Consider the following 24,123-nt stretch of genomic DNA (forward strand, 5'->3'; position numbering starts at 1 on the left):
AGGATTACGCTGCATTTATGAGAGAGCTTCCGCTTGACGTTGAATTCATATAGTCAAGGCATGACACATTTCGGAATCGATACATGCTTGCTCTGCGCTCTCATCTTTTTAACGTCATCTTTTACGCCAACCTGATCCTCTGGATGGTTGTTTGTCTGCCCATTTACTTCTTCTTGCCGCGGAAAACCGCCTATCGCATTCCAAAAGCCTGGGCATTATCCTGTCATTGGCTGATGAAAACCATTGTCGGCACCACCTTTGAGATTGAAGGGCTCGAGAATATCCCAAAGTCTGGATATATCCTTGCCCCCAAGCATCAATCCTTTTGGGATACCTATGCTTTGCTGCCCTGGCTGGATGATCCGGTCTATATTCTCAAGCGCGAATTGATGATGATTCCGGTGTTTGGCTGGTATGCCGCCAAACTGAAGATGATTCCGGTCAATCGCGGCGGCAAGGGCAAGGAAATGATGCTGGTGATGCAACGCGCCGCCGAAGAGATGGAAAATGGTCGCCAGCTGATTATCTTTCCCGAAGGCACACGCCGCCCGCCGGGCGCGGAACCCGTCTATAAATTCGGTATTGCCCGGCTTTATCGTGATTTAAAGGTGCCCGTTGTGCCGGTGGCGGTGCATGCAGGGCTGTTTTGGCCGCGCCGCAGCCTGATGCGCTATCCGGGCCATTATAAAATCCGCATTCTGCCGGCCGTAGAGCCGGGCCTGAAACCAAATGTGTTTTTTGAAAAACTGATTGAGGATCTGGAGGCAGAGAGCGACAAACTGCTGCTGGACGCGGCAACCACCAATCCGAAACTGCCCTTGCCGCCCACGGCTGTCGCGCGTCTTGATGTGATAAGAGGCAAAGCACCTGCTGCATAATTCCTTAAATCGGAGTGGATTTAAGGCGAAAATTATGCAGCAGCTTAAAAGTGCTACAGCGTCCTTTGTGCGCCATATTTGGTGAGAGGCGCTGTAAGTGAAAAACCGCGATCAGATCGGCCCTGACGAGCGCCTGGGAATTAACGTCGGGCTGGCAATGCGGATTCGGTTTTTGGCCGGAACTGTATCCGCTCTCAGCAGTTCGAGCGCGGCATTGGCGATCTGATCAAAGGGCACTTTGACGGAGGTGAGCGGTGTCGGCAGATGGCTGACAACCGGAATATCATTATATCCGACCAGCGAAACATCTTTGGGAACGGACAACCCCAGTTGCGTGAGAGCGGAAAGGGCACCAATGGCCGTATTATCATTGACTGCAAAAATCGCGGTTGGCCGAGCATCCAATGCCATTAGCTCTCTTGCCGCAACAAAGCCCGTTTCAATGCCAAAGGTCGATTCACGCACCCACCTTTGATCAACCTCGACGCCTGCCTCTGCCATGGCTTTGTAATAGCCCTTTACCCGACCGCGCGCGCTGGATGCATAGCCTGGCCCGGCAATCAACCCAATGCGCCGATGCCCAAGATCAAGCAGGTGACGGGTTGCCAGATACCCGCCAAGACAGTCATCTCCGACCGAAGAACGACAATTTCCGTCGGTTCGCAGTGCCAGAACAAAGGGCACACCGCGCCCATAAAGATCATCGGTCAGGGTTTCGCCATCACGGAAGGTTGACAGAATAAGCCCGTTGACACCCCGGCGCAGCAGCGCCTCGGCAGCTTCTCTGTCTGCGCCTGGCTCATCCTCGGTGGTCGCAACAATGGTAAACTGCCCTGCCCTTGCCGCTGCATGGGCCAATTCTTCATACAGCATTGCCATGACCGTATCGGTCAATCGTGGGACAATCACCCCTATCATGCTGGTCTTGCCGCGCCGCAAAGATGAGGCCGACACATCCCGCACATAACCGAGCTGATCGGCAATCTCGCGGACGCGCCGGGCCGTTTCACTATCCGATTTTGGCATGCGTTCATCGAGAAAGCGCGAGACGCTCGATTTCGAAACGCCAGCCGCCTTGGCGACATCAAGAATCGTTACCTTGGAAGGTGGACTTTGCCGGGGCCTGTCACTTTTCATCGAATCGCTTTCTACCATTCAAGCCGTATTTTTCTGTCTTGTACCACTTGACAGCCACAGCGATCAAATTAATACTGGGAACGTTCCCAATAACGTTCCCACATCAAAACGAATGATGTGAACTGCCTACCCAGGAGGAGATTTCAGATGAACCCCATGGACCTACGTGGCCTCAGCCCAGCCCCCGTCACTGCCTTTACCCGCGACGGCGAAGTGGACTTCGAGGCCAATGCGCGCATTGCCAAATGGCTGGTGTCGATCAAGGGCGTGAAAAGCCTGGTTATCCTCGGCCATGCCGGTGAAGGCACCTTCCTCACCGAGGATGAGCGCCTCGCCCTGATCCGAACCTATGTGGAAGCCGTTGATGGTGCCGTTCCAATCATTGCTGGCATCACCGGCGAGGGTACGCGCGTTGCCGCAGCCGAGGCCAAAAAGTGCAAGGCCGCCGGTGCCACCGGGGCGCTTGTCTATCCAAACCATGGCTGGCTGCGTTTTGGCTATCAGAAGGGCGCTCCACAGAGCCGCTATAAAGCCATCTGGGAAGAATCGGGCCTTCAATGCATCCTGTTCCAATACCCGGATGCAACCAAAGCCAGCTACGACCTCGACACCCAGCTTGATATTGCCACCCAGCCCGGCGTTGTTGCCACCAAGAACGGTGTGCGCAATATGAAGCGCTGGTACGTGGAGATTCCTGAGCTGAAAAAGGCCAATCCCAATCTCCAGATTCTCAGCTGCCATGATGAATGGCTGCTTCCGACCATGTTTGATGTCGATGGTCTGCTGGTTGGCTACGGCAATATTGCACCGGAACTGCTTGTCGACCTGATTGAGGCTGGCAAGGCGCAAAATTACACCGAAGCCCGTCAGGTGTTTGAGCGCCTGTTGCCGGTAACCCGCGCTGTTTATCATCGCGGCTCTCATATGGAAGGCACGGTTGCCCTCAAGCTTGGCCTCGTCCATCGCGGCGTGTTGGACCACGCAACCATCCGCGAACCCTTGAAAAATCTGGGCGAAAAAGCCGAGAAGGAAATCTTTGCCGCTTTTGACGCCGCTGGCATCGGCCGCGTTGAACAGCAGCTTCTTGCTGCCGAATAAGCGTCAGCCGCTCCGGTTCATCGCGCCGGAGCGGCTTTCTTTGCTGGATAATTCCTTAAAGCGGAGTGGATTTAAGGAGAAAATTATGCAGCAGATGAAAACTGTTACAGCACCGTGCGCCATATGTGGTGAGAGGTGCTGTAGGGGACGCAAGCCATTCCTCTCGAAGTCCGAGAACCATCGAGACATCCGCCCTCAGCGCGAGGACGTTACCGAGACGCACAACGGAACGACATAAAACAAGCAAGACAAAGGGAGCGCACGACCGACCGGGAGAGAGCACGGGTCGCGGGGCGCGATGGAGGAACCAATGAATATCATGCAACCCATACCGGCTGGGTCAGCAACCATTGCTGATCCACAAGGCGATATCGGTGCCCGCCTGGAGCGCCTGCCCATTACCCGTGAGGTTTTCTGGGCTCGAAATATTATCGGTGCCGCAACCTTTTTCGACGGCTACACCGTCATCGCCATTGCTTATGCCATGCCCGTTTTGGTGAAGGAATGGGGTCTCAACCCATCGCAGACAGGCATGATCCTGTCGATGGGCTATCTCGGCCAGTTGATCGGCGCGATTCTTTTTGGCTGGCTTGCAGAAAAAGTCGGCCGCCTCAAGGTTCTTTTGTTCACCATTCTCGTGTTTGTGAGCATGGATGTTGCCTGCCTGTTTGCTGCGGGAGCCGGAATAATGATGGCATTTCGCTTTGTACAAGGCATTGGAACGGGTGGTGAAGTGCCTGTTGCCAGCGCTTATGTGAACGAGATGATCGGATCAAAAGGACGCGGAAAGTTCTTTCTGCTGTACGAAGTCATGTTTTTGCTGGGGCTGGTTGGCGCGGGTCTGATCGGTTATTTCATGGTCCCCGCTTTCGGTTGGAAAGCCATGTTCATTGTCGGACTGGTTCCCGCGCTTTTGATGATACCATTGCGCTGGTTTCTGAAAGAGTCACCCCGGTGGCTGGCCGCCAATGGCCGCTATGCCGAAGCCAATGCGATTGTTACCAACCTTGAACGAAGCGCCATCGCCGCTGGTCATGTCCTGCCTGAGCCAAAAAATATCACCACATCCGTGAAGCGCACATCCGATTGGAAGGAGCTGTTTCAGGGCATTTATCTGAAGCGCACCCTTTCCATCTGGGCGATGTGGTTTACCGCTTATGTCGTTGCCAATGGCACAATTACCTGGTTGCCGACACTCTATCGCCAAACCTTCAATCTGCCCCTGCAAACCAGCATTCTCTATGGTTTTCTGACATCAGTCGCGGGTGTGATTGCCGCAATCATCTGCGCACTTCTGATTGACAAGGTTGGTCGAAAGCGTTGGTACGCCGGAGCATTGCTGCTTGCGCCCGTGCCGCTGGCTCTCCTTGCCTGGCTCGGCGCAACCTCTCCCCTTCAGGTGCTTGTTCTCGGGGGACTTGCCTATGCCATCGTTCAGACAGTCACCTTCTCACTCTACCTCTATTCGGCAGAAATCTACCCTACCCGTCTGCGGGCAATCGGGACTGGTGCAGGCAGCGCCTGGCTTCGTCTCGGCTCATCGGCTGGTCCGCTGCTGGTCGGCTTTCTCATGTCCAATCTGGGTATTCAATATGTCTTTGCGACCTTCGCCACCATTCTGGTTGTTGGTGCCTTGATCACCATCCTGTTTGCCGTCGAGACAAAGGACAAAGTGCTGGAAGAACTCTCTCCATGACATCACGCGACCGGTGCCCTTATCGGCACCGGTCAACATTGGAATGTATGGGCGAGGCAAAACAACCACTCATGGCTCTGTGTTCACCTTGCGCCTGACGGACGATCTGCTCCACCCAAAGTTTCCCGTTCAATGCCTTTGACAACCTTCTCAAGCCAAAGATCTCGAATGCCCATGCTGCGCAAATGTTCAACAGTGCCTTGAACATAGGCTGCATTGGCGCCGGATTGACCAACAGCGCTACGCACCACGCTGACCGCCTCTTCCACGGTGACGGCACCGGCATATTGTTCGTGCTGACGGTCGATGACATAGGTAAGCCCCGTTACTGTCTGCCCGTCGGCCAGATGCAACCGCAGATACTTTTCCAGATACACATGCGTCACCAGTTCGCGCTCACGCAGATAATGCAATGTTTGCGGCCAATGCTCTGGCGCAACCTTGAAAGCAACACCCTGACAAGAGCCGCCACGGTCCAACCCCATCACCAGCCCCGGCTGCTGCTGTGTGCCGCGATGAACCCATGAGCGGACGCAAAGAGCACGTCGAAAGCCATGAATGCGGGCATTTATTTGTTTCTCAAAGGGGAAACCCGGATTCCACATCAAAGAACCATAGCCAAACACCCAAAAATCGTCCATATCGCACATCAAACCTAATTGCTCCCGAACCGGCGACACAATTGGAGAAGCAAATGGCGACGTCAAGCAGCATGGTGACACGACGCAAAAGATCCATCGTTTTTCCTGCGGTTCTTTCCGTGATCATCCTTCTGGCCGTCTACACCGCTGGTTGGTTTGCGGCAGCCAATTATGCCACCACCAAGCTGGAGCGCGCCTTTGACGGCTCAAGCCCGCTGGCGTCGGTGCTGACCTGTGCCAACATGCATGTGGGTGGGTTTCCATTGCGGATCAGCCTCAAATGCTCAAAGATCACCGTCAATGATCGTAAAAACGGCATTACCGGCTCTGTCGGAGCCTTCCGCTCGGCTGCAAAAATATTCAAACCCGGCACGATCAACTGGCAGCTGAATGGTCCTGCCATTATGCAAACCTCCACAGGCATTGCCACATCCGTGCAATGGGACAGGCTTGATACAAGCATGTCAGTGGGCATTGTGGGCCTTGAGAATCAGGCAACCGTGATAAAGGCGCTTCGCACCAATATTTCCAATGCCGTTACGGGTACCACACTGACCATCAATGCCTCAGAAGGGCAGTTGAACATTCAGCGCGATAGCGATGATCTTCTCACCAGCTCGCGCTTTACCGACGTGAATTTTCAACAAAATGATGGTACGTCCAAAGTACCACCAATGACCGCCGATCTTGATCTGAAACTGATTGGTCAGGCCGATGCGCTGAACATTGAAAACCCCAAGCCCATTGATTTGAAAGGCTTGAATGGCGAGTTGCGCGCCCTTCAGCTGGATGTTGGTGAAGGCCGCACCATCACCGCCAGCGGCCCTTTGGCAATCGATCAGGATGGCTATCTCTCAGGCACGCTGAAATTGCAAATCAACAAGGTTGAAGGGTGGCGGGACATGGTGATCTCCGCCTATCCCGAAACCACAGACATTGCCAAGCTCGCAGCCAAAGGCCTGAAAATGGCATTCTTTGGCCAAAACCATGGGCAGGTGACCCTTCAGATCACCCATGGCACCGTTGTTCTGGGCTTTATTCCGCTCGGCAATATTCCACCGATCTGACGACAGCTCTTCTCACCATATATGGTGCCATAGTACACGACACAAACGCCCTTATGTGCCGTTTACCCCCCTCTGGCTTGCCAGCCATCTCCCCCACAAGGAGGGAGATCGGATAGGCCTTCCCGCTCGTTTCTCACAATGAACTCGTGATTTCCGACACATAGGACGTATGCTGTTGAGCAAGAGGGCTGCTTTTGTCGATCTCCCTCCTTGTGGGGGAGATGCCCGGCAGGGCAGAGGGGGGTGAGCTATACGGTAAAACCTATCGTCGTGTACTGTGATATGGTGCACAAAGGACGCTGTAACACGTTCAATCTACTGCATAATTTCTTCTTAAATCGATCAGGATTTCAGGAATTATGCAGTAGATCGAGATAGTCTCAGGCTTTTTTGTCCAGACTGTGACGGCCAAAGTCCGGTACATTCACATCCTGACCTGCATCGATAATCGAACGACGCACGGTGCGGGTGCGGCTGAACAGTTCAAACAGCTTGTCACCCTCGCCCCAGCGAATGGAGCGTTGCAGCGATGCCAGATCTTCGGAAAAGCGCGCCAGCATTTCCAAAATCGCATCCTTGTTGTGCAGGCAAATATCCCGCCACATGGTCGGATCGGACGCAGCAAGGCGGGTGAAGTCACGAAAACCGGAGGCCGAATATTTGATCACTTCCGATTCGGTGACAGCGGCCAGATCATCCGCCGTGCCGACAATATTGTAAGCAATGATATGCGGAAGATGCGACACAATCGCCAGCACCTTGTCGTGATGCTCGGGTTCCATCTGGTCGGTTTTAGAGCCCAGCGCCTCCCAAAACGCCACAAGACGAGCCAAGGCGTTCGGGTCGGTATCAGGCAAAGGCGTGAAAATGCACCAGCGGCCTTTGAACAGATCGGCAAAGCCAGCGTCCGGGCCGGAGTTTTCCGTACCCGCCAAAGGATGGCCCGGAATAAAATGCACATGGCTTGGCAAATGCGGAGCCATCTGCGCAATCACCGACGCCTTGGTGGAACCAACATCGGTGACAATCGCGCCCGGCTTCAAATGCGCGGCAATCTGCATGGCAACGCTTTCCGATGCGCCCACCGGCACCGAGACAATCACCAGATCGGCATCTTTGACCGCCTCGGCCGTCGAAGGCGTGTAGTGATCGCCGAGCTGTAGTTCTTCTGCCCGTTTCAGCGTGTCGAGCGAGCGGGTGGAAATGACAATCTCCCGCGCCAGCCCCTTCTCGCGCACCCCACGGGCAATAGACGAGCCAATCAGGCCGATACCAATCAGCGCGATACGATCAAATTGTGCAGTACCCATCACGCTTTGCCCATAAACTCTGTCAGAGCGGCAATCACGCCCTCATTGGCCTCAGGCGTCCCAACGGACATGCGCAGCGCATTGGCAAAGCCATAGCCCTTCACGGCCCGCAGAATGAAGCCACGGCTGGTCAGGAATTCATCGGCTTCCGGCGCGCGCTTGCCATCCTGATCGGGAAAATGAATGAGCAGGAAGTTGGTCACCGATGGTGTCACCTTCAAACCAAGCCCTTCAAAAGCAACCGTCAGCTTTTCCAGCCACTCAAGATTGAACTGCACGGCCTTATCGGCAAAGGCGCGGTCCAGAATGGCTGCCTCACCTGCGGCAATAGCCGGAGCATTCATATTGAACGGTCCACGAATGCGGTTCAGTGCATCCAGCACGGCAGAGGGTCCATACATCCAGCCAACGCGGAGTGCAGCCAGACCGTGGATTTTGGAAAAGGTGCGGGTCATCACCACATTGCGGTTCTCGGAGACAATCTCGATACCGGCTTCAAAATCATTGCGGCGCACATATTCCGCATAGGCTGCGTCCAGCACCAGCATCACATGCTTGGGCAGACCCGCCACCAGACGGCGAATATCAGCGCCCGGCACATAGGTGCCGGTTGGGTTGCCGGGATTGGCAATGAACACCATTTTGGTCTTGTCGGTCACGGCGGCCAGAATGGCATCAACATCCACCTGACAATCCTTTTCCTTCACGGTCACAGGCGTTGCTCCTGCCCCCATGATCTGAATTTTATACACCAGAAAGCCATGCTCGGTGATGATGGCTTCATCGCCTGCACCCAGATAAACGTGGCACAGCAGGCCCAGCAGCTCATCAGAGCCATTGCCGCAGATGATATTAGCCGGGTTGAGGCCATGGGCGCTGGCAATGGCCTCGCGCAGCTTCAGCGCCTGACCATCGGGATAGATTTCCAGATTATCGGCTGCTGCCTTGAACGCTTCAATTGCCTTGGGGCTTGGGCCAAGCGGTGTTTCGTTGGAGGACAGCTTGAAGACCTTGGCAACACCCGGCGCATGTTCCTTGCCCGGCACATAGGCGGCAATATCAAGAATTCCGGGACGTGGAACGGGCTGGTTCATGTCGCTGCTCATCAAACTGTTTCCTGATCACGAAATTGCCAGCCTGAGCCAGCACAAAAACAATCCCACGGCCATAGCGCGGCAGACTTATTTTGTCGAGGGAGGGTTGAGCTTCACCCGCGTTGTTGGCACGCCATGGGGCGAAAGAACCGGCGCAAACACCCGTCTCGATGCCTTGGCCGCCACCGGCAGGCCTTGATAGAGCCGCTTTTGCGCCTCCACCACAATCACGCCTGCAAAAGCGGGCGACAAAATCCGGCCAAACCGCTCAAACATGCCGCGCATGCGCAAAATCGTCTTCAACCGCGAGGGTGGAAAAAACAGCGCCTCGGCACTGGCTCCGGGCGTGAAATTGGCCTCGCGAAACAGCGCCGTCAATTGTCCGCGCGAATAAGGACGGCCTGCGCCAAACGGCGTGTGATCCATCCGTGCCCACACACCGCGCCGGTTGGGCACAACAATCACCAGCCGCCCGCCCGGTGCCAGAACCCGCCAGATCTCCGTCAAGGTTTCACGCGGATTTTCGGCAAATTCCAGCGAATGCACCATCAGCACCCGATCCACCGAGCTGTCTGGCAGGGGCAATTCCTCATCAAACACCAAAGCGGTGGCCGAAGGCTCGCCGGGCGGCCAGTTCACCGCGCCCTGCCCCGCTGGCATAAAGGCAAAGGTGCGCTCGGTGTCGGCACGAAAGCGATCCAGATAGGGAACGGAATAGCCAAGCCCCACCAGACGCTCTTCCGGCAGGCGTTGCCAGAGAGACGATAGCGCCATCGTGATCGACTGCTCGGCGACATGGCCAAGCTGGGAATGATAGAACTGGCGAAGATCAACAATATCCACATGCATGGCACGATTGTTAACATCCCGCTGTTGGACATCAAGGCCCTTGAGACTAGATTCAGGAATAAGATCGCACCCATGATAAAGAGGTCAGCCATGAAAAGCCTGGAAATTGAAACATTCCTTTGCCGCACGGATAATTTTGGCGTGCTGATTCATTGCCCGGAAAGCGGCCTGACCGCCACGATAGACGCGCCCGAATATGCGCCAATTGTCACCATGGCTGAAAAACGCGGCTGGACCATCACCCATATCCTCACCACCCATCATCACACCGATCACGTTGAGGCCAATCTGGCGCTCAAGAAAGAATATGGCTGCGAGATCATCGGACCAATCAATGAGGCGCTGGCCATTCCGGGTCTGGATCGCGCTGTGGGCGATGGCGACGAATTTCTGTTCGGCGAGCACCGTGTCCGGGTGATTGAGACCCCCGGCCACACTGCGGGCCACATCTGCTATAGCTTTCCCGATGACAAGCTGCTGTTTGCTGCAGACACGCTGTTTGCGCTGGGCTGCGGACGGTTGTTTGAGCGCACCGCCGCCGACATGTGGCATTCCTTGCAAAAGCTCTCGGTGCTGCCCGATGAAACCGCGATTTATTTTGGCCATGAATATACCCTGTCCAACGCCCGCTTTGCCCTGACAATCGATCCGAACAATCCACGGCTGGTGCAGCGCGCCAAGGACATCGAAGCCCTGCGCGCCAATGGCGGCTTCACCATTCCCACCACCATGTATCTGGAAAAAGAGACCAATCCGTTCCTGCGCGTGTCGGACCCGGCCATTCGTCGCAATCTTTTGATGGAGAGCAAAAGCAACGAAGAGGTGTTTGCTGAAATTCGCAAGCGCAAGGATAATTTCTGATGCAGGACGCAAAATCCATCATCAAAGCTCTCAATATGCGCCCCCACCCGGAAGGTGGCTGGTATACGGAAACTTTCCGTGACACGCTGGGTGGTGCGCGCGGCAATTCCACGGCGATTTACTACCTGTTGGAGGCCGACCAACGCTCCCACTGGCACCGGGTCAAGGATGCCGCCGAGACATGGCACTATTACGCAGGTGCACCACTGGCGCTGAGCTGCTCGGACGGTGGTGAAACCGTCGAAACGACGGTTTTGGGCATTGATCTGGCCAATGGCCAACGCCCTCAAGCGGTTATCCCGGCCAACTGCTGGCAATCGGCGATAAGCCTGGGTGCTTTCACGCTTGTGGGCTGCACGGTTGCGCCAGGCTTCACCTTCGAGCAATTTGAAATGGCAGCCCTTGGCTGGTCACCGGGGCAAAAACCTTAAAATCAAACTTTTGCTGGCCGGAGCAGCATGCCGCTCGCCGCCAGCACCGCACCGCCGGTGATCAGCACGCAAGCCGCAAGAATGCGAAGGCTAGGCTCGGCAAATCCAAAGGCAATGAGAATAAGCGTTGAGAGAAGCGGTGCCGCATAGCTGGCAGCACCGAGAATTTGAATATCGCCGTTTTTGACACCGAAATCCCAGGCATAAAAAGCCAGCCCCACCGGCAGCAGGCCAAGCCCGACCACCGCCAGCCACTGGCTTGCCATCTCCGGCCACAATGTCTGCTCAAGCACCAGATGGCACAGCAGCGACAAAAGCGCCGTGGCCAGGCAAAACCCCGTGACCACATCGGTGGAGACCGCCTCAAACCGGCGCGTTGCCAGCGAATAGGTGGACCACGTCAGCGCACACAGGCCCGCCGCACTATAACCCAAACTGTAGGCAGGATCAAAGGACAGGCCATTTTTGCCAATAATCAGCACCGTGCCGCACAGCCCGGCCAAAGCCCCCACGACGTGGTACCAGCGCAGCCGCTCGCCCGGCAAAAGCGCCGAGCCAAACACAATCAGCAGCGGCCACAGATAGGCAATCAGCCCTGCCTCCACCGCAGGCGCGTTACGCAGGGCGGTGAAATACAAAAAATGATAGCCGAACAGGCCGGCAATGCCGACAATCCAGACTTTGGGTGACTGTCTGAGAAGTTTAAGCCGCGCTGGCCGCAGCAAAAACGTGATCACGCCCGGCAGGCTGCCAATGGCAAAACAAATGGCCGAGAGCTGAAAGGGCGGCATGGAGCCCGAGGCCGCCGTCAACAAGGCCAGAAAAGACCACATGAGAATGGCCGAAAAACCGATCAACGTGGCACGCAGCTTCATGAGGCCCCCAAGGTGCAAAAGGCCACCGGAAAACTGCTATTTTCCAAATGCCGTGGCCGTGATGGACAGCGCCCCCAACCGGGTTGGCACGCGCGCGTAAACCGGAGCATATAAAGAGCCTGTGCGGGTTTTGGCAAACCAGATTTCCATGCCTTTTGCATTGCGCAGGTAATCGATATCGGACTGGTCCTTGTTGAAACCCGATTTTGGCACATAGCGCACCGAGCAGACGATAGCCTCTCCCGAGACATTGCCCGCATCAAACTTCGCCTTGCCTTTGGGGGCCAGCACCAGATCCATGCGGCTTTCACCATCATAGACCGGCAGGGTTCTGGAGCAGATTTTGCCATCATCGGGAATGATGAAAGCACCAATGGGATCAAGAACCGATTTGAAATCAATGCTTTTGACGGGAATCCAGCGGTTGCTGTCGCGGTTTGGCTGCGGCGTGATCGAAGTATCCACCACATTGCCGGATGCGTAGCGCACATCATAGGTCCGGGTTCTTTCTCCGCGCTTGTAGACCAGTTGATAGGATTTCGCCACCATGCGCTCACCCCGCGTCATGGTACCCGTCACAGTGCTTTTGGCATTCAGGCTGGTGAAAATATTGACAATGCCCGCCGAGGAAATATCGCCGGTGATCGAATAGGCGGGATCGGTAATCCGGGTGGTAAAGGTGGCCCGCGCCACCGGCAAACCAATCAAGGTTACGCGATAGTCTGTGCGATAGCTCTCTGCCGCATGCCCTGAAATGACACTGGCAAACAGACCCGTAAGAGCGGCAAACAACACACGTGCAGTCATCGAACCACCATTGAAAAAGAGACACGATCTGCATTTATCACCCTCACTGTGGCAAGACGATAGCGCAACAGCGCCCTGCATCCGATATTGCGCATGAAAGCGTGCTGGAGCCCTTTAAATGACGGCAGAGTCGAGAAATCCGCGGTTTTGCCAAGGTTTGTCTTGACGCGGGCGCCTCAGCTGACTATAGAACCGCAACTTTCCAATCAGACCGCGTTGGATTGCGCCCGGGTTTTTATGCTCGGACCGTAGATCCAATTGCCAATAAGAATAGGTGCATCATGTCCCGCAGTTGCGAATTGACCGGCAAGGGCGTCCAGTCGGGTAACAATGTAAGCCACGCAAACAACAAGACACGTCGCAAGTTCCTGCCGAACCTGTGCGATGTTACGCTGATTTCCGATGCCCTCGGCCAGCGTTACCGTCTTCGCGTTTCCGCAGCTGCTCTTCGTTCCGTAGAGCACCGCGGTGGCCTCGACGCTTTCCTTTTGAAGGCAAGCGAAACCGATCTGAGCATGCGCGCTCGTTTGCTGCGTCGCCAGATCGTTAAGAAGACCGCTGAAGCTGCATAAGCATCACAAAACTGGTCTATTATGGTTTAAAGGTCCCTATGGCAACATAAGGGCCTTTTTTCTATGTCCGCTTTTGCCTTCTCTGCGAGGCTCCTGTGCAATCACGCCCTTGTGAAAGTGCACCAGACCAGAGCGCGCCACAACTTGACACAGATCATATCTGAGACAGGCCGCCAGACCTTAAGCTTGCCCCATAAACCTAGTTATATTGTGAGGCAAAAAGCATGACTTATAGTGATCAAACCAACCACGCGGAACGTATTCTTCTGGCCACTTTGCGTATTGGCATCGGCTGGGTCTTCCTCTGGGCGTCTATCCATCATTACGGAAGTACCGGCTATGTTGCGGGCTTCCTCTCCTCCACCAAGACCTTCCACTTCATTTACGGCCCCCTCTCCCAATCGGCCCTGATGCCTGTCATCGCCTTTTTAGTGGAATATGGGCACATGCTGATTGGCATGTCTCTGATCTCGGGCCTTCTGGTGCGCGTCAGCTCCCCCTTCGCGATCCTGATCATGCTGACCTATTGGACCGCCCATCTGGATTTTCCCTATGTCCAGAGCATCAATAACTTCCTGATCGATGAGCACCTGATTTATGCAGCTTTGCTTGCACTGTTGTTCAACCGCAGGGCCGGTCATTATTTCGGCCTTGATGCGATCGTCGCACGCCTGCCCATTGTTGAAAACAATGCAACATTGCGGTGGGTTGCGTAGAGCAAGTCGAAAAAGCGCTCAGCCCTTTCTTGTCTTTATGAGGCAATGGAGGGGCTTTGCCCACAAAAACACTTGACCTGCGCGACCTCAGGCTATTTGAAGAGGCCTTCCAATCCTCAAGCTGGTGGCATCACCCAGGGTAAAAAAATGCGTCTGACACGACACATCTTCATCTACAGCATTCTCATGACCACTGTCGTGGTCGCCTCCAATATTCTCGTGCAATTTCCCTTAAGCGGGCAATTGGCGGGCATTCAGCTTGGCGATCTTCTGACCTATGGGGCCTTCACCTATCCGGTCGCTTTTCTGGTCACCGACCTGACCAATCGCCAGTTTGGGCCATCGACGGCGCGCAAAGTGGTGTTTGTCGGCTTTCTGGTCGGGGTCACGATCTCGCTGATCACCTCGCAGCCGCGCATCGCCGTGGCCTCTGGCTCTGCCTATCTGGTTGGTCAACTGCTGGACATCACCGTTTTCAACCGCCTGCGCCAGCAAAGCTGGTGGAAGGCACCGCTGGCAGGCTCGCTGTTCGGCTCTGTGCTGGATACTGTGATTTTCTTCTCGCTGTCGTTCGCACCCTTCTTTGGCTTTATCGGCCCGAATGATGATTTTGCGATTGGCTGGGCCCCCATGCTCGGTGCATTTTCGCCCGATATTCCACGCTGGATCTCCTGGGCGATGGGCGATTTCACCGTTAAGATGCTGGTTGGCATAGTCATGCTGCTGCCCTATGGGGCGATGATGACAGTGCTCAAGCCTTACCCGGCTGCTCGCACGTAGAAGACTGCCTTTTGCCACGCCTTACGGCATCAGGCGAAATTCCAGCATGATATTGCGTTGCAGGAAGGAATGGTTGTCGTCGGACACCAAAATCAGCCGCACATCGCCATTGCCGAGATCAACCACGTCCAGACCTTCCATATTGTCGATCTGGGCGCTGTAATTGGCTTCAAGCAGGGTGACGCCATCCAAAAGCGCGCCCGGCTTCACACGATCGCCCTTGATCCGCACAAGGCGCATGGCAACGCCGCCCAACAGCGTAAAGCGTCGCTCCAGCAACACAAGATCACCATCGGGCAAGAACGCCCCATCGGTGACATCAAAATCATCGCGGCGCACCACTTTGAAAGCACCGCGCATGGGGCCATCGACAATGCCGGCGTAAAGATTGCCGTCCTGATCAAGACTTTCCTCAGTGATGGTCACCAGACCGCCAGCCAGCGGCCCGTGCTCTGGTGCGGCAATCACCGTCTCAAGGCTTTTGTTGCCGCGCAAGACATTTTTCGGAAACGGCAGGGGCAGGCTGCGTTCAGGTTTTGAGAGTGAGAAATCTTTCAGCGGATATTGATCAATCCTGTGACGCTGCTCAAAGCCGACATAGATTTTGCCATCACGAATGGCCAGACTCTCCGCATCCATCCTGATCTTGGCACTGTTGTTGCGGCCCTGCGCATTGATCATCGGCGCAAGGGAGACAGAGTCAATGCCGGAAAGCCTGCCCTGATCATCGCGCTTGATCTCGCCCGAGATCCAGTCTCCCGTATCCAGCACCCCAATAAAATGCCGCCCATCGGGCAAAAAGCGCACCGACGACCAAGCCCCAAACAACGGGTTGGACGACGACATCACCAAACCACCGACAAACTCCAGCTTGCCGAATGTGGTTTGGTCAGACCCCGGTCTGAAATGAGTGATTTGGTGGCTCGTTACAGCGCTTGGCTCACTGACAGCAGGCCTGCCGCAGGCAAGCGCTGCGGACACGCAAAGTGCCGAGAGCCAAAAACGTCTCCGCAATAGCTTCAACCAGCCCGGCGCAACGAGCCGCCACGTGCGCTCTTGGATGGCTTATCCTCAAACAGGCTCGCCAATTGCTCGGTCATAGCACCTGCCAGTTCGTCGGCGTCCACAATGGTCACCGCGCGGCGATAATAGCGGGTGACATCATGGCCGATACCGATGGCAAGAAGCTCGACAGGTGAGCGGGTTTCGATCTGGTCAATAACGGCGCGCAAATGCCGCTCCAGATAATTGCCCGGATTGACCGACAATGTTGAATCATCCACCGGCGCACCGTCGGAAATCATCATCATGATCTTGCGCTGCTCACGCCGAACCATCAGGCGGTTATGCGCCCACATCAAGGCTTCACCGTCGATGTTTTCCTTGAGCAACCCTTCACGCATCATCAAGCCAAGATTGCGGCGTGAGCGACGCCATGGCGCATCGGCAGATTTATAGACGATATGGCGCAAATCATTGAGACGACCGGGTGCTGGCGGCTTGCCACTGGCCAGCCATTGCTCACGGCTCTGGCCACCCTTCCACGCCTTGGTGGTAAAGCCCAAAATCTCGACCTTCACGCCGCAACGCTCCAATGTGCGGGCCAGAATATCGGCGCAGGTTGCCGCAACCGTAATCGGCCGTCCGCGCATCGAGCCAGAATTGTCGATCACCAATGTCACCACGGTGTCGCGGAACTGCGTGTCCTTCTCGCGCTTGAACGAGAGCGGCTGCATTGGATCAATGATCAAACGGGTCAGACGCGCAGGATCGAGATAGCCCTCTTCGAGATCAAAATCCCAAGAACGGTTCTGCTGGGCCATCAGGCGGCGCTGCAAACGGTTGGCCAGGCGGCCGACAGCCCCTTGCAAATGCGCAAGCTGTTTGTCGAGGAAGGCGCGCAAACGGTCGAGCTCGGCTTCATCGCAAAGCTCTTCGGCGGTGATTTCCTCGTCAAAGGCCTCGGTAAAGACCTTGTAATCCACCTTTTCATTGAAATCATCAAACGGGCTGGCGGGGCGGCGCATTTCGCCGGGGGTCTCGCTATCCTCGTCGCCCTCGTCCGACATGTCGTCGTCGGAAATTTCCGCGCCGTCCATCTCGCCGTCTTCCATCTGCTCTTCCGCAGATTCACTCTCATCGGCAGGCGCACTCTCAGAGCCTGCTTCCTGCTCGGAATTTTCCTGTTCTTCCTCGCCGCTGCGCTGCTGATCTTCCTCGGAATTTTCCTCCTCGTTGGAGGATTCTTCCTGATCATCACCGACATCATCGGCCATTTCCATGGCTGACAACATATGGCGCACCACGCGGGCAAAGGCCTGCTGGTCTTCAACAACGCTTGCCAGATTGGCAAAATCGCCACCGGCCTTTTCTTCAATGAACGAGCGCCACAGATCCAGCACCTTGCCAGCGCTCTCCGGCGGCTTTTGGCCGGTTACCGATTCGCGCACCATCATGGCAACCGCTTCGGACAGCGGCGCATCTTCCCGGCTGGTAATACCGGCAAAATTGGCTTTGGCGTATTTTTCGGTGTTCATCGAGTGCAGATTGCTGGCCACACCCTTCATGCGCAGGGCACCGATGGATTCCACCCGCGCCTGCTCCACCGCATCAAACACCGCGCGCGCATCCTGCCCTTCCGGGGCCAGCGTCGCGTGGATTTTCTGATCATGGCAGGCAAGGCGCAGCGCCATGGAATCGCCAAGACCGCGCGTCACCGCCAGCTCATGGGCGGTCGGGCGCTTGGACAGTTCCGGCAAGCGCACCCGCTCACCGGCCAGCCCCGGCCGTTCATTGGCAAAGGCCACCTCGACATTGGCATTGCCTGCAATGGAGCGCACGCAGCCGGTTATGGCCCGACGCAAGGGCTCCATATCTGGACCCACGCCGGATTTTGCTCGTGAATTGTCGCCGGGACCTGCCATGATGATTGCCTTTCTCAGGCACCGAGTACGATGTTCGCGGCGCTTTCCTTGAGTTCCACGCCAAAGGAGCGCTGATATTGCTCAGCCACCAAGGTGCGTTCCAGCTCATCACATTTGTTGAGGAAGGTCACCCGGAAGGCAAAGCCGACATCACCAAAAATCTCGGCATTTTCTGCCCAGGTGATCACGGTACGCGGGCTCATGACGGTCGAAAGATCGCCATTGATAAAGGCCGAGCGGGTCATATCGGCCAGACGCACCATCTTGTTGACGTTGTCGCGACCATTTTCCGTCTCGGCAAAGCCCTTGACCTTGGCCAGAACGATATCGACCTCCTTCTCGTGCGGCAGATAGTTCAAGGTGGTCACGATCGACCAACGGTCCATCTGCGCCTGATTGATCTGCTGGGTGCCATGGTAAAGGCCGGTGGTGTCACCCAGACCGACCGTATTGGCCGTTGCAAACAGACGGAATGCGGGGTGAGGACGGATAACACGGCTCTGATCGAGCAGGGTCAGACGGCCAGAGGATTCCAAAACGCGCTGAATAACAAACATCACGTCTGGACGGCCAGCATCATATTCATCGAACACCAGCGCCACATTGTGCTGATAGGCCCAGGGCAGAATACCGTCCTTGAATTCGGTGATCTGCTTGCCGTCTTTCAAAACGATGGCGTCCTTGCCGACCAGATCGATACGGCTGACGTGGCTGTCGAGGTTTACACGCACGCAAGGCCAGTTCAGGCGGGCTGCAACCTGCTCGATGTGGGTGGATTTACCGGTACCGTGGAAGCCGGAAACCATGACGCGACGATTGTGAGCAAAGCCTGCCAGAATGGCCAGCGTGGTTTCGCGGTCAAACAGGTAATCAGGATCGAGATCCGGAACGTAAGGGTCACTATTGGAATAGGCCGGTACGCGAATGTCGCTGTCGATACCAAAGACCTCCCGAACAGACACAGTGGTATCGGGCAGGTTGGTTATATCAAGATCAATTTTGCTCATCGTCTCTCCACGCCCGGTGGCATCGACCGGCGCATCTCTCATGCAATCAGGTATAGTCTTTGATTAACAGAAACCTGCCTGCTTTAACAATTGGTAGGCCTGAATAACAGCACGAAAACGCTCTTCAGACCCTCTATCTCCGCCATTTGCATCTGGATGATGTTTTTTGACAAGCTCTTTATAGCGGGTTTTGATGTCTTGCGCGCTGGCACCACCCGCCAAACCCAAGGTATCGAAGGCTTTTGCCTCAAGCGTCTTCAATTTGCGCGCCTGGGGCGTTGCCCGCGACCCATTGCCGCGCCCTTGATTGACAAAGCCAAACGGATCTTTCAGGCGCGCCTGCGATGCAGCAGAGCCAGAACGGGCCGTGGAATGAATAGGCGAGGCCTTGGACGCAGACGTATTGACCCCAACCGACCACGTGGGGCGATGACCGGTAATGGCCTCTTTCTGGTAACGGGCAATCTCGCTGTCCGACAGGCCAGAGAAGTAATTATAGCCCTTGTTGTATTCCTGCACATGCTCGAAGCAGAACAGGAAAAACTTGCCCTCGGCGTTGCGACCCACGGGTGCGCGATGCACACCAGGGCGCTCACAGCCATCCCATTGACAGGTTGTGGCGGCAGGCTCCGGCTCCGGGCCTTTTTTACGGCGCGTGCGGATTTTGTCGAAATATTTTGAGTCGAGTTTCATCCGGGGATTATGGGCCGATACCCATCTCACAACAAGAATTGACAAATCAGAATGTTCTTGCCCTTTTAGAGGCTTTTGCAAAAGACCCTAAAAAAGCCACCAGCACAGGATGCCAAACCATGTCGATCCGCCAAACCATCGAGCAAAAGCTGACTGAGGCGTTTCAACCGGAACGGCTTATTGTGATGGACGAAAGCAGCCTGCATGCAGGCCACCAGCCCGACATCACCGGCACCGGCGAGACACATATGCGAGTTCGCATCGTTTCTGCAAGCTTTTCCGGCATGAGCCGCCTTGCCCGTCACCGCGCCGTCAACGACCTGTTAAAGCCCGAGCTGGACGCAGGCCTGCATGCGCTGGCCATTGAGCCCGCCGCCCCCGGAGAGGCGACGCGCTGGTAACTTTATTGTGTGAGCTTCTCGCGCAAGAAGCTCAGCACCTCCGATGACGGCACATCATCGGCCACAAAGGACTGGCCAATGCCATGGGTGAGAATGAAGGTCAGTTGACCGCTTTTCACCTTCTTGTCTTGCGCAATCGCCTGCATCAGCACATCAGCGGGCGGCAACTCGCCGGGAATTTCGCTCATGCTGGTGGGAAGGCCCACCTCTTTCAGGTGTTTTTCCACCCGCTTGGCATCGTCCGGGCTTGCCAGATTGAGCCGGGCTGAAAATTCATGGGCCAGCACCATGCCAATCGCCACACCTTCACCATGCACCAACCGGCTGCTGTCATACTGTGTTGCCGCTTCCAGCGCGTGGCCAAAGGTGTGGCCGAGATTGAGCAGGGCGCGGCGGCCGTTTTCACGCTCATCCACCACCACCACATCGGCCTTGGCCTGACACGAGAGCGCAATGGCCTCCGTGCGGGCCGCCCCACCGGCAAACACCGCGCGCCAATTGCGCTCCAGCCATTCGAAAAACTCCGGCTTGTCGATCAACCCGTATTTGGCAACTTCGGCATAGCCTGCGCGAAATTCACGTTCGCTCAACGTATTGAGCACGCTGGTATCGGCCAGCACCAGATCAGGCTGATTAAAAATGCCGACCAGATTTTTGCCCTGCCGCGCATTGATGCCAGTCTTGCCGCCCACAGACGAATCCACCTGCGACAGAAGCGAGGTGGGTATCTGCACAAACCGCACACCCCGGCGCACAATGCCCGCGGCAAAGCCGGTCAGATCGCCAATCACCCCGCCGCCCAGCGCAATCACGGTGTCATTGCGCTCAATACGCGCTTCCAAAAGCACATCACAGACCTTGGTGAGGTGATCAAAGCTCTTGGTCTTTTCGCCAGCAGGAAGCGTGAGCGACACAGCCTCGATGCCATCAACCTCAAGGCTATCCATCAAGGCTTCGAGATAAAGCGGCCCCACATGCTCATCGGTGATGATGGCAGCTTTGCGACCCTTGATGCGCGACGAAATCTCGCCGCCAGCCCGCGCCAGCAATCCATCACCAATCAAAATATCATAGGCGCGCTCGCCCAAAGGCACATGCACAAGACGCTCAGCCGATGACGTGTTGGAGGATGAAGATTCACTCATGATTTTTCCTGCCTTGAGTCAGATGGGCAATCACCGCTTCCATGACCTCTGCGGCAATGACGTCTTTGCGCACATCCCGCGATATCACGGTCACATTGGCGCGCTGGTAGATCGGATAACGCTCATTCATCAAATTTTCGAGGGTCTGCTTGGGATTTTCGGTTTTCAACAAGGGGCGATGATCGCGCTTGTTGACCCTCTCCCACAACACATCCAGATCGGCCTTCAACCAGACCGAAATACCGCCGCGCTCAATATGCTTTCGGGTTTTGTCGTTTATAAAGGCACCGCCGCCGGTGGACACCACTTTGGGCCCTGAGCGCAACAGACGCCGGATGACCCGGCCTTCCAACGCCCGAAATTCCGATTCGCCATAAGTGGCAAACAACTCGCTAATCGTCATGCGCGATACACGCTCGATCTCATTGTCGGTATCGACAAAAGGCAAGCCCAGTTGATTGGCCACAAGCCTGCCAATCGCCGACTTGCCCGCTCCCATCAATCCGACGAAAATCAGGTTGCGGCGCTTGAGCACTGCACGGGTCCGCTCAGCCAGCGGGGAAGCAACAAGTGAAATCGAGTGGGTCATCAGCCTTTTGTTACCGTTTTACCACCGTATTGACAAATGCTGCCGCGACGTCAAGCGCTACTGGCAAATGCGCGCAAGAAAGCAGGGTTTTACAGACAGGCAATCGACGCGCATGATAAAAAATGAAAAACACAATAAAAAATACAATAAAAAACACGAGGCAAAAGGATCGCTCCATGCCAACATTATTCCGCTTTTTGTTTACCATCGCCACATTGGCGGCAATGGCCTATGCTGTCTTGTGGACATTGGTGATTATGGTGGAGCCGCGCCCGCGTGAAATCAGCACAACGGTTTTCCCCATTCAGACAGCACCGCAAACCCCTTAAAAACCGTACGGCTTCAGGACAAAAGACACCCTATGATTGATCTGAGCAAAGCCCGCATTGAAGCTTTTCTGGAGATGATGAGCGCCGAGCGAGGGGCTGCGGGCAACACGCTGATATCCTATGAGCATGATCTGAATGATCTTCACGGCTTCCTCAAAGAGCGTCAGGTGAGCCTTATGGAGGCTGTCAGCGCCGATCTTTCGGCCTATCTGGGCGATCTTGCCCGGCGTGGGTTTGAGGCGTCTTCTCAGGCGCGCAGGCTTTCCACCATGCGGCAGTTTTATAAATTTCTCTACGCTGAGGGACTGCGCGGTGATGATCCGACATCGATCATTGATGCGCCGAAAAAAGGACAGTCTCTGCCGAAAATCCTCTCCATCGCGCAGGTCGATAAACTCTTGCTGCTGGCCGCCGAAGAAGCGGAGCTTGAAGGACCGGACCGGTTGAACCGGTTGCGCATGCTGGCCCTTTTGGAACTTCTCTATGCCACCGGCATGCGGGTCAGCGAGCTGGTATCGCTGCCTGCCAATGTGCTGGGCAAGCAGGAGCGCTTTTTGGTGATCCGCGGCAAGGGCAACAAGGAGCGACTTGTGCCTCTGTCGCGCTCGGCCATTGAGGCGTTGAAACGCTACGGCGAGGCAAGACGGCAACATCAGGAGGCAAAGGGCAAGGAAAGCGGCTTTCTTTTTCCCTCCATCAGCAAAGAAGGGTATTTGCCTCGGCAGGTTTTTGCCCGCGAATTGAAAGACCTTGCCATTCGCGCTGGCTTGAATGCGGATGCGGTCTCCCCACATGTGCTCAGACACGCTTTTGCAAGTCACCTGCTGGAAAACGGTGCTGATCTGCGCGTTGTGCAGGAATTACTGGGACATAGCGACATTTCGACGACACAAATTTATACCCATGTCCTCGAAGAAAGGCTCCAGATGCTGGTACAAACGCATCACCCCCTTGCAAAACGGGGCAAAAACCCCGATTAGAAGCCCCGGCAAAGAGGATGGTTCATCCTTGCAGTCATGGAACGAGCAATCGCGCCAGAAGATTATCGAGACAACGTGTTGAGCGGATTGTCCAAAACAGACCGGATGCATGACACATTTTTTGCGAAAAAATGAATTTCTTCAATCCCTTTTGCACCACAGCTGCGGTGCATCGCATCTGAATGACAGGCAGAGTAACGGATCGGAACGGATATCATGATCAATTATCTCGACTTCGAAAAACCCATTTCGGACCTCGAAGGCAAAATTCACGAGCTGAAAAAGCTGAAGGGTGAAGATGAAAGCATCGACACGTCTGAAGAAATCAGCCGTTTGGAAGTCCGTGTCCGCGAGGCTATGGAAGATATTTATTCCAAGCTGAACCCCTGGCAGAAAACGCAAGTGGCGCGCCATCCCCAGCGCCCGCATTTTGTCAATTATGCAGCGCGCCTGTTCACCGATTTCACGCCCCTGGCGGGCGATCGGAAATTCTCCGAGGATGCCGCCATTCAGGCCGGACTTGGCCGTTTTCGCGGGCAGCCCGTTGCGATCATCGGGCAGGAAAAGGGCAATGACACCAAGTCTCGCCTCAAGCACAATTTCGGCAGTCCTCGCCCTGAAGGCTACCGTAAGGCCATTCGCGTCATGGAACTGGCTGATCGTTTTGGTCTGCCGGTGATTTCGCTGGTGGATACGGCTGGTGCCTATCCGGGCGTTGGTGCCGAAGAACGCGGCCAGGCCGAAGCCATTGCTCGCTCAACCGAGATGTGCCTCAACCTCAAGACACCGCTGGTTTCCGTGGTGATCGGCGAAGGTGGCTCTGGTGGTGCCATTGCCATTGCCACCGGCAACCGGGTCTATATGCTCGAACACGCCATTTATTCGGTGATCTCTCCCGAAGGTGCTGCTTCTATTCTGTGGCGCGATTCCACCCGCGCCAAGGAAGCGGCCACCAATATGAAGATCACCGCCACCGATCTGAAGGGCTTTGGCATCATTGATGACATTATCCCGGAGCCGGTGGGCGGTGCCCATCGCAACCCGGAAACCGTGATTGATCGCACCGGCGAAACAATTGCAGCCGCCCTTGCCGACATGGCTGGCCAAAGTGGCGAGGCGCTTCGCAATGCGCGCCGCCAAAAATTCCTCGACATCGGACGGAATCTGTAAAAACGTGATCAATGAGCGGCCCCGTTTTGCAAAAATGTGCAGCGGGGCTGTTCAAAATTTGTGCGCTATGGCG

Annotated in this window: 26 protein-coding genes; 13 read left to right on the forward strand and 13 right to left on the reverse strand. The window is 55.6% G+C overall.

From position 1 onward, the window contains the following. Positions 1 to 83 precede the first annotated feature (83 nt). Positions 84 to 878, forward strand: coding sequence for a lysophospholipid acyltransferase family protein (locus tag E6C51_RS09800; protein WP_146934704.1), 795 nt, complete (start codon positions 84 to 86; stop codon positions 876 to 878). A gap of 111 nt (positions 879 to 989) precedes the next feature. Here E6C51_RS09800 and E6C51_RS09805 read toward each other — a convergent pair whose 3' ends face one another. After that, on the reverse strand, positions 990 to 2,015 hold the full coding sequence (locus E6C51_RS09805) for a LacI family DNA-binding transcriptional regulator (protein ID WP_190235829.1): 1,026 nt from the start codon (positions 2,013 to 2,015) through the stop codon (positions 990 to 992). Between the two features lie 147 nt (positions 2,016 to 2,162). Between E6C51_RS09805 and E6C51_RS09810 the strand changes: the two genes are divergently transcribed. Together E6C51_RS09810 and E6C51_RS09815 are read left to right on the forward strand one after the other, a co-directional pair. Further along, positions 2,163 to 3,113 (forward strand): dihydrodipicolinate synthase family protein, encoded by a 951-nt coding sequence (locus E6C51_RS09810; protein ID WP_186827752.1) that lies wholly within the window; start codon positions 2,163 to 2,165, stop codon positions 3,111 to 3,113. Positions 3,114 to 3,423: 310 nt separating this feature from the next. After that, complete coding sequence (locus E6C51_RS09815) at positions 3,424 to 4,809, forward strand: MFS transporter (RefSeq protein ID WP_190235830.1); 1,386 nt, start codon at positions 3,424 to 3,426, stop codon at positions 4,807 to 4,809. 83 nt (positions 4,810 to 4,892) lie between these two features. Here E6C51_RS09815 and E6C51_RS09820 read toward each other — a convergent pair whose 3' ends face one another. Continuing rightward, positions 4,893 to 5,450 carry a gamma-glutamylcyclotransferase gene (locus tag E6C51_RS09820; RefSeq protein WP_190235831.1) on the reverse strand — a complete coding sequence of 186 codons (558 nt, stop codon included), beginning with the start codon at positions 5,448 to 5,450 and terminating at the stop codon, positions 4,893 to 4,895. A 53-nt stretch (positions 5,451 to 5,503) separates the two neighbouring features. Here E6C51_RS09820 and E6C51_RS09825 point away from each other — a divergent pair, with 53 nt between their 5' ends. After that, complete coding sequence (locus E6C51_RS09825) at positions 5,504 to 6,517, forward strand: DUF2125 domain-containing protein (protein ID WP_146934694.1); 1,014 nt, start codon at positions 5,504 to 5,506, stop codon at positions 6,515 to 6,517. 380 nt (positions 6,518 to 6,897) lie between these two features. On the opposite strand, the gene E6C51_RS09830 is transcribed toward E6C51_RS09825, so the two are convergent. From E6C51_RS09830 to E6C51_RS09840, 3 genes are all read right to left on the reverse strand, one after another. Further along, positions 6,898 to 7,827 carry a prephenate/arogenate dehydrogenase family protein gene (locus E6C51_RS09830; protein WP_190235832.1) on the reverse strand — a complete coding sequence of 310 codons (930 nt, stop codon included), beginning with the start codon at positions 7,825 to 7,827 and terminating at the stop codon, positions 6,898 to 6,900. Next, positions 7,827 to 8,933, reverse strand: a complete 1,107-nt coding sequence (hisC, locus tag E6C51_RS09835; protein WP_190235833.1) for a histidinol-phosphate transaminase — start codon at positions 8,931 to 8,933, stop codon at positions 7,827 to 7,829. Before hisC ends, E6C51_RS09830 begins: the two co-directional genes overlap by 1 nt. A 75-nt stretch (positions 8,934 to 9,008) precedes the next feature. Then, on the reverse strand, positions 9,009 to 9,770 hold the full coding sequence (locus tag E6C51_RS09840) for a class I SAM-dependent methyltransferase (RefSeq protein WP_146934685.1): 762 nt from the start codon (positions 9,768 to 9,770) through the stop codon (positions 9,009 to 9,011). A gap of 90 nt (positions 9,771 to 9,860) precedes the next feature. Here E6C51_RS09840 and gloB point away from each other — a divergent pair, with 90 nt between their 5' ends. After that, positions 9,861 to 10,631: a hydroxyacylglutathione hydrolase gene (gloB, locus tag E6C51_RS09845; RefSeq protein WP_190235834.1), complete on the forward strand. Its 771-nt coding sequence runs from the start codon at positions 9,861 to 9,863 to the stop codon at positions 10,629 to 10,631. Further along, positions 10,631 to 11,062 (forward strand): cupin domain-containing protein, encoded by a 432-nt coding sequence (locus E6C51_RS09850; RefSeq protein WP_190235835.1) that lies wholly within the window; start codon positions 10,631 to 10,633, stop codon positions 11,060 to 11,062. Before gloB ends, E6C51_RS09850 begins: the two co-directional genes overlap by 1 nt. 2 nt (positions 11,063 to 11,064) lie before the next feature. Here E6C51_RS09850 and yddG read toward each other — a convergent pair whose 3' ends face one another. Beyond that, positions 11,065 to 11,937 (reverse strand): aromatic amino acid exporter YddG, encoded by an 873-nt coding sequence (yddG, locus tag E6C51_RS09855; RefSeq protein WP_190235836.1) that lies wholly within the window; start codon positions 11,935 to 11,937, stop codon positions 11,065 to 11,067. 36 nt (positions 11,938 to 11,973) lie between these two features. Further along, positions 11,974 to 12,744, reverse strand: coding sequence for a DUF3108 domain-containing protein (locus E6C51_RS09860; protein ID WP_146934673.1), 771 nt, complete (start codon positions 12,742 to 12,744; stop codon positions 11,974 to 11,976). 281 nt (positions 12,745 to 13,025) lie between these two features. On the opposite strand from E6C51_RS09860, the gene rpmB reads away from it, so the two are divergent. The 3 genes from rpmB to E6C51_RS09875 all read left to right on the forward strand — a co-directional run bounded on the left by rpmB (position 13,026) and on the right by E6C51_RS09875 (position 14,812). Continuing rightward, the gene (rpmB, locus tag E6C51_RS09865) at positions 13,026 to 13,316 is read left to right on the forward strand and encodes a 50S ribosomal protein L28 (RefSeq protein WP_075641545.1); all 291 of its coding nucleotides are present in this window, start codon (positions 13,026 to 13,028) and stop codon (positions 13,314 to 13,316) included. Between the two features lie 224 nt (positions 13,317 to 13,540). Beyond that, the gene (locus tag E6C51_RS09870) at positions 13,541 to 14,032 is read left to right on the forward strand and encodes a DoxX family protein (protein WP_190235837.1); all 492 of its coding nucleotides are present in this window, start codon (positions 13,541 to 13,543) and stop codon (positions 14,030 to 14,032) included. A 147-nt stretch (positions 14,033 to 14,179) separates the two neighbouring features. Further along, a complete protein-coding gene (locus E6C51_RS09875; RefSeq protein WP_190235838.1) occupies positions 14,180 to 14,812 on the forward strand; it encodes a queuosine precursor transporter in 633 nt (210 codons plus the stop codon). 21 nt (positions 14,813 to 14,833) lie between these two features. On the opposite strand, the gene E6C51_RS09880 is transcribed toward E6C51_RS09875, so the two are convergent. The 4 genes from E6C51_RS09880 to E6C51_RS09895 all read right to left on the reverse strand — a co-directional run bounded on the left by E6C51_RS09880 (position 14,834) and on the right by E6C51_RS09895 (position 19,436). Continuing rightward, the gene (locus E6C51_RS09880; RefSeq protein ID WP_230987184.1) at positions 14,834 to 15,793 is read right to left on the reverse strand and encodes an esterase-like activity of phytase family protein; all 960 of its coding nucleotides are present in this window, start codon (positions 15,791 to 15,793) and stop codon (positions 14,834 to 14,836) included. Positions 15,794 to 15,831: 38 nt separating this feature from the next. Continuing rightward, positions 15,832 to 17,736 (reverse strand): cobaltochelatase subunit CobT, encoded by a 1,905-nt coding sequence (gene cobT, locus E6C51_RS09885; protein WP_190235840.1) that lies wholly within the window; start codon positions 17,734 to 17,736, stop codon positions 15,832 to 15,834. 14 nt (positions 17,737 to 17,750) lie between these two features. Beyond that, positions 17,751 to 18,743: a cobaltochelatase subunit CobS gene (gene cobS / locus E6C51_RS09890; RefSeq protein WP_146934658.1), complete on the reverse strand. Its 993-nt coding sequence runs from the start codon at positions 18,741 to 18,743 to the stop codon at positions 17,751 to 17,753. A 63-nt stretch (positions 18,744 to 18,806) separates the two neighbouring features. After that, positions 18,807 to 19,436: a J domain-containing protein gene (locus tag E6C51_RS09895; RefSeq protein ID WP_190235841.1), complete on the reverse strand. Its 630-nt coding sequence runs from the start codon at positions 19,434 to 19,436 to the stop codon at positions 18,807 to 18,809. Positions 19,437 to 19,555: 119 nt separating this feature from the next. Between E6C51_RS09895 and E6C51_RS09900 the strand changes: the two genes are divergently transcribed. Next, entirely contained in the window at positions 19,556 to 19,837 is a 282-nt protein-coding gene (locus E6C51_RS09900) for a BolA family protein (protein ID WP_146934653.1), read from the forward strand. Positions 19,838 to 19,839: 2 nt separating this feature from the next. Here E6C51_RS09900 and aroB read toward each other — a convergent pair whose 3' ends face one another. Further along, a complete protein-coding gene (aroB, locus tag E6C51_RS09905) occupies positions 19,840 to 20,982 on the reverse strand; it encodes a 3-dehydroquinate synthase (protein WP_190235842.1) in 1,143 nt (380 codons plus the stop codon). Beyond that, a complete protein-coding gene (locus tag E6C51_RS09910) occupies positions 20,975 to 21,571 on the reverse strand; it encodes a shikimate kinase (protein WP_146934647.1) in 597 nt (198 codons plus the stop codon). Before E6C51_RS09910 ends, aroB begins: the two co-directional genes overlap by 8 nt. Before the next feature lie 176 nt (positions 21,572 to 21,747). Here E6C51_RS09910 and E6C51_RS09915 point away from each other — a divergent pair, with 176 nt between their 5' ends. The 3 genes from E6C51_RS09915 to E6C51_RS09925 all read left to right on the forward strand — a co-directional run bounded on the left by E6C51_RS09915 (position 21,748) and on the right by E6C51_RS09925 (position 24,050). Further along, on the forward strand, positions 21,748 to 21,900 hold the full coding sequence (locus E6C51_RS09915; RefSeq protein WP_186827751.1) for a hypothetical protein: 153 nt from the start codon (positions 21,748 to 21,750) through the stop codon (positions 21,898 to 21,900). 32 nt (positions 21,901 to 21,932) lie between these two features. Next, entirely contained in the window at positions 21,933 to 22,880 is a 948-nt protein-coding gene (xerD, locus tag E6C51_RS09920) for a site-specific tyrosine recombinase XerD (RefSeq protein WP_190235843.1), read from the forward strand. A 216-nt stretch (positions 22,881 to 23,096) separates the two neighbouring features. Beyond that, on the forward strand, positions 23,097 to 24,050 hold the full coding sequence (locus E6C51_RS09925; protein ID WP_146934641.1) for an acetyl-CoA carboxylase carboxyltransferase subunit alpha: 954 nt from the start codon (positions 23,097 to 23,099) through the stop codon (positions 24,048 to 24,050). Positions 24,051 to 24,123: the final 73 nt, after the last annotated feature.

Origin of the sequence: Gillisella terrae (assembly GCF_004801395.1) — a bacterium.
Taxonomy (GTDB): Bacteria; Pseudomonadota; Alphaproteobacteria; order Rhizobiales; family Rhizobiaceae; genus Allorhizobium; species Allorhizobium terrae.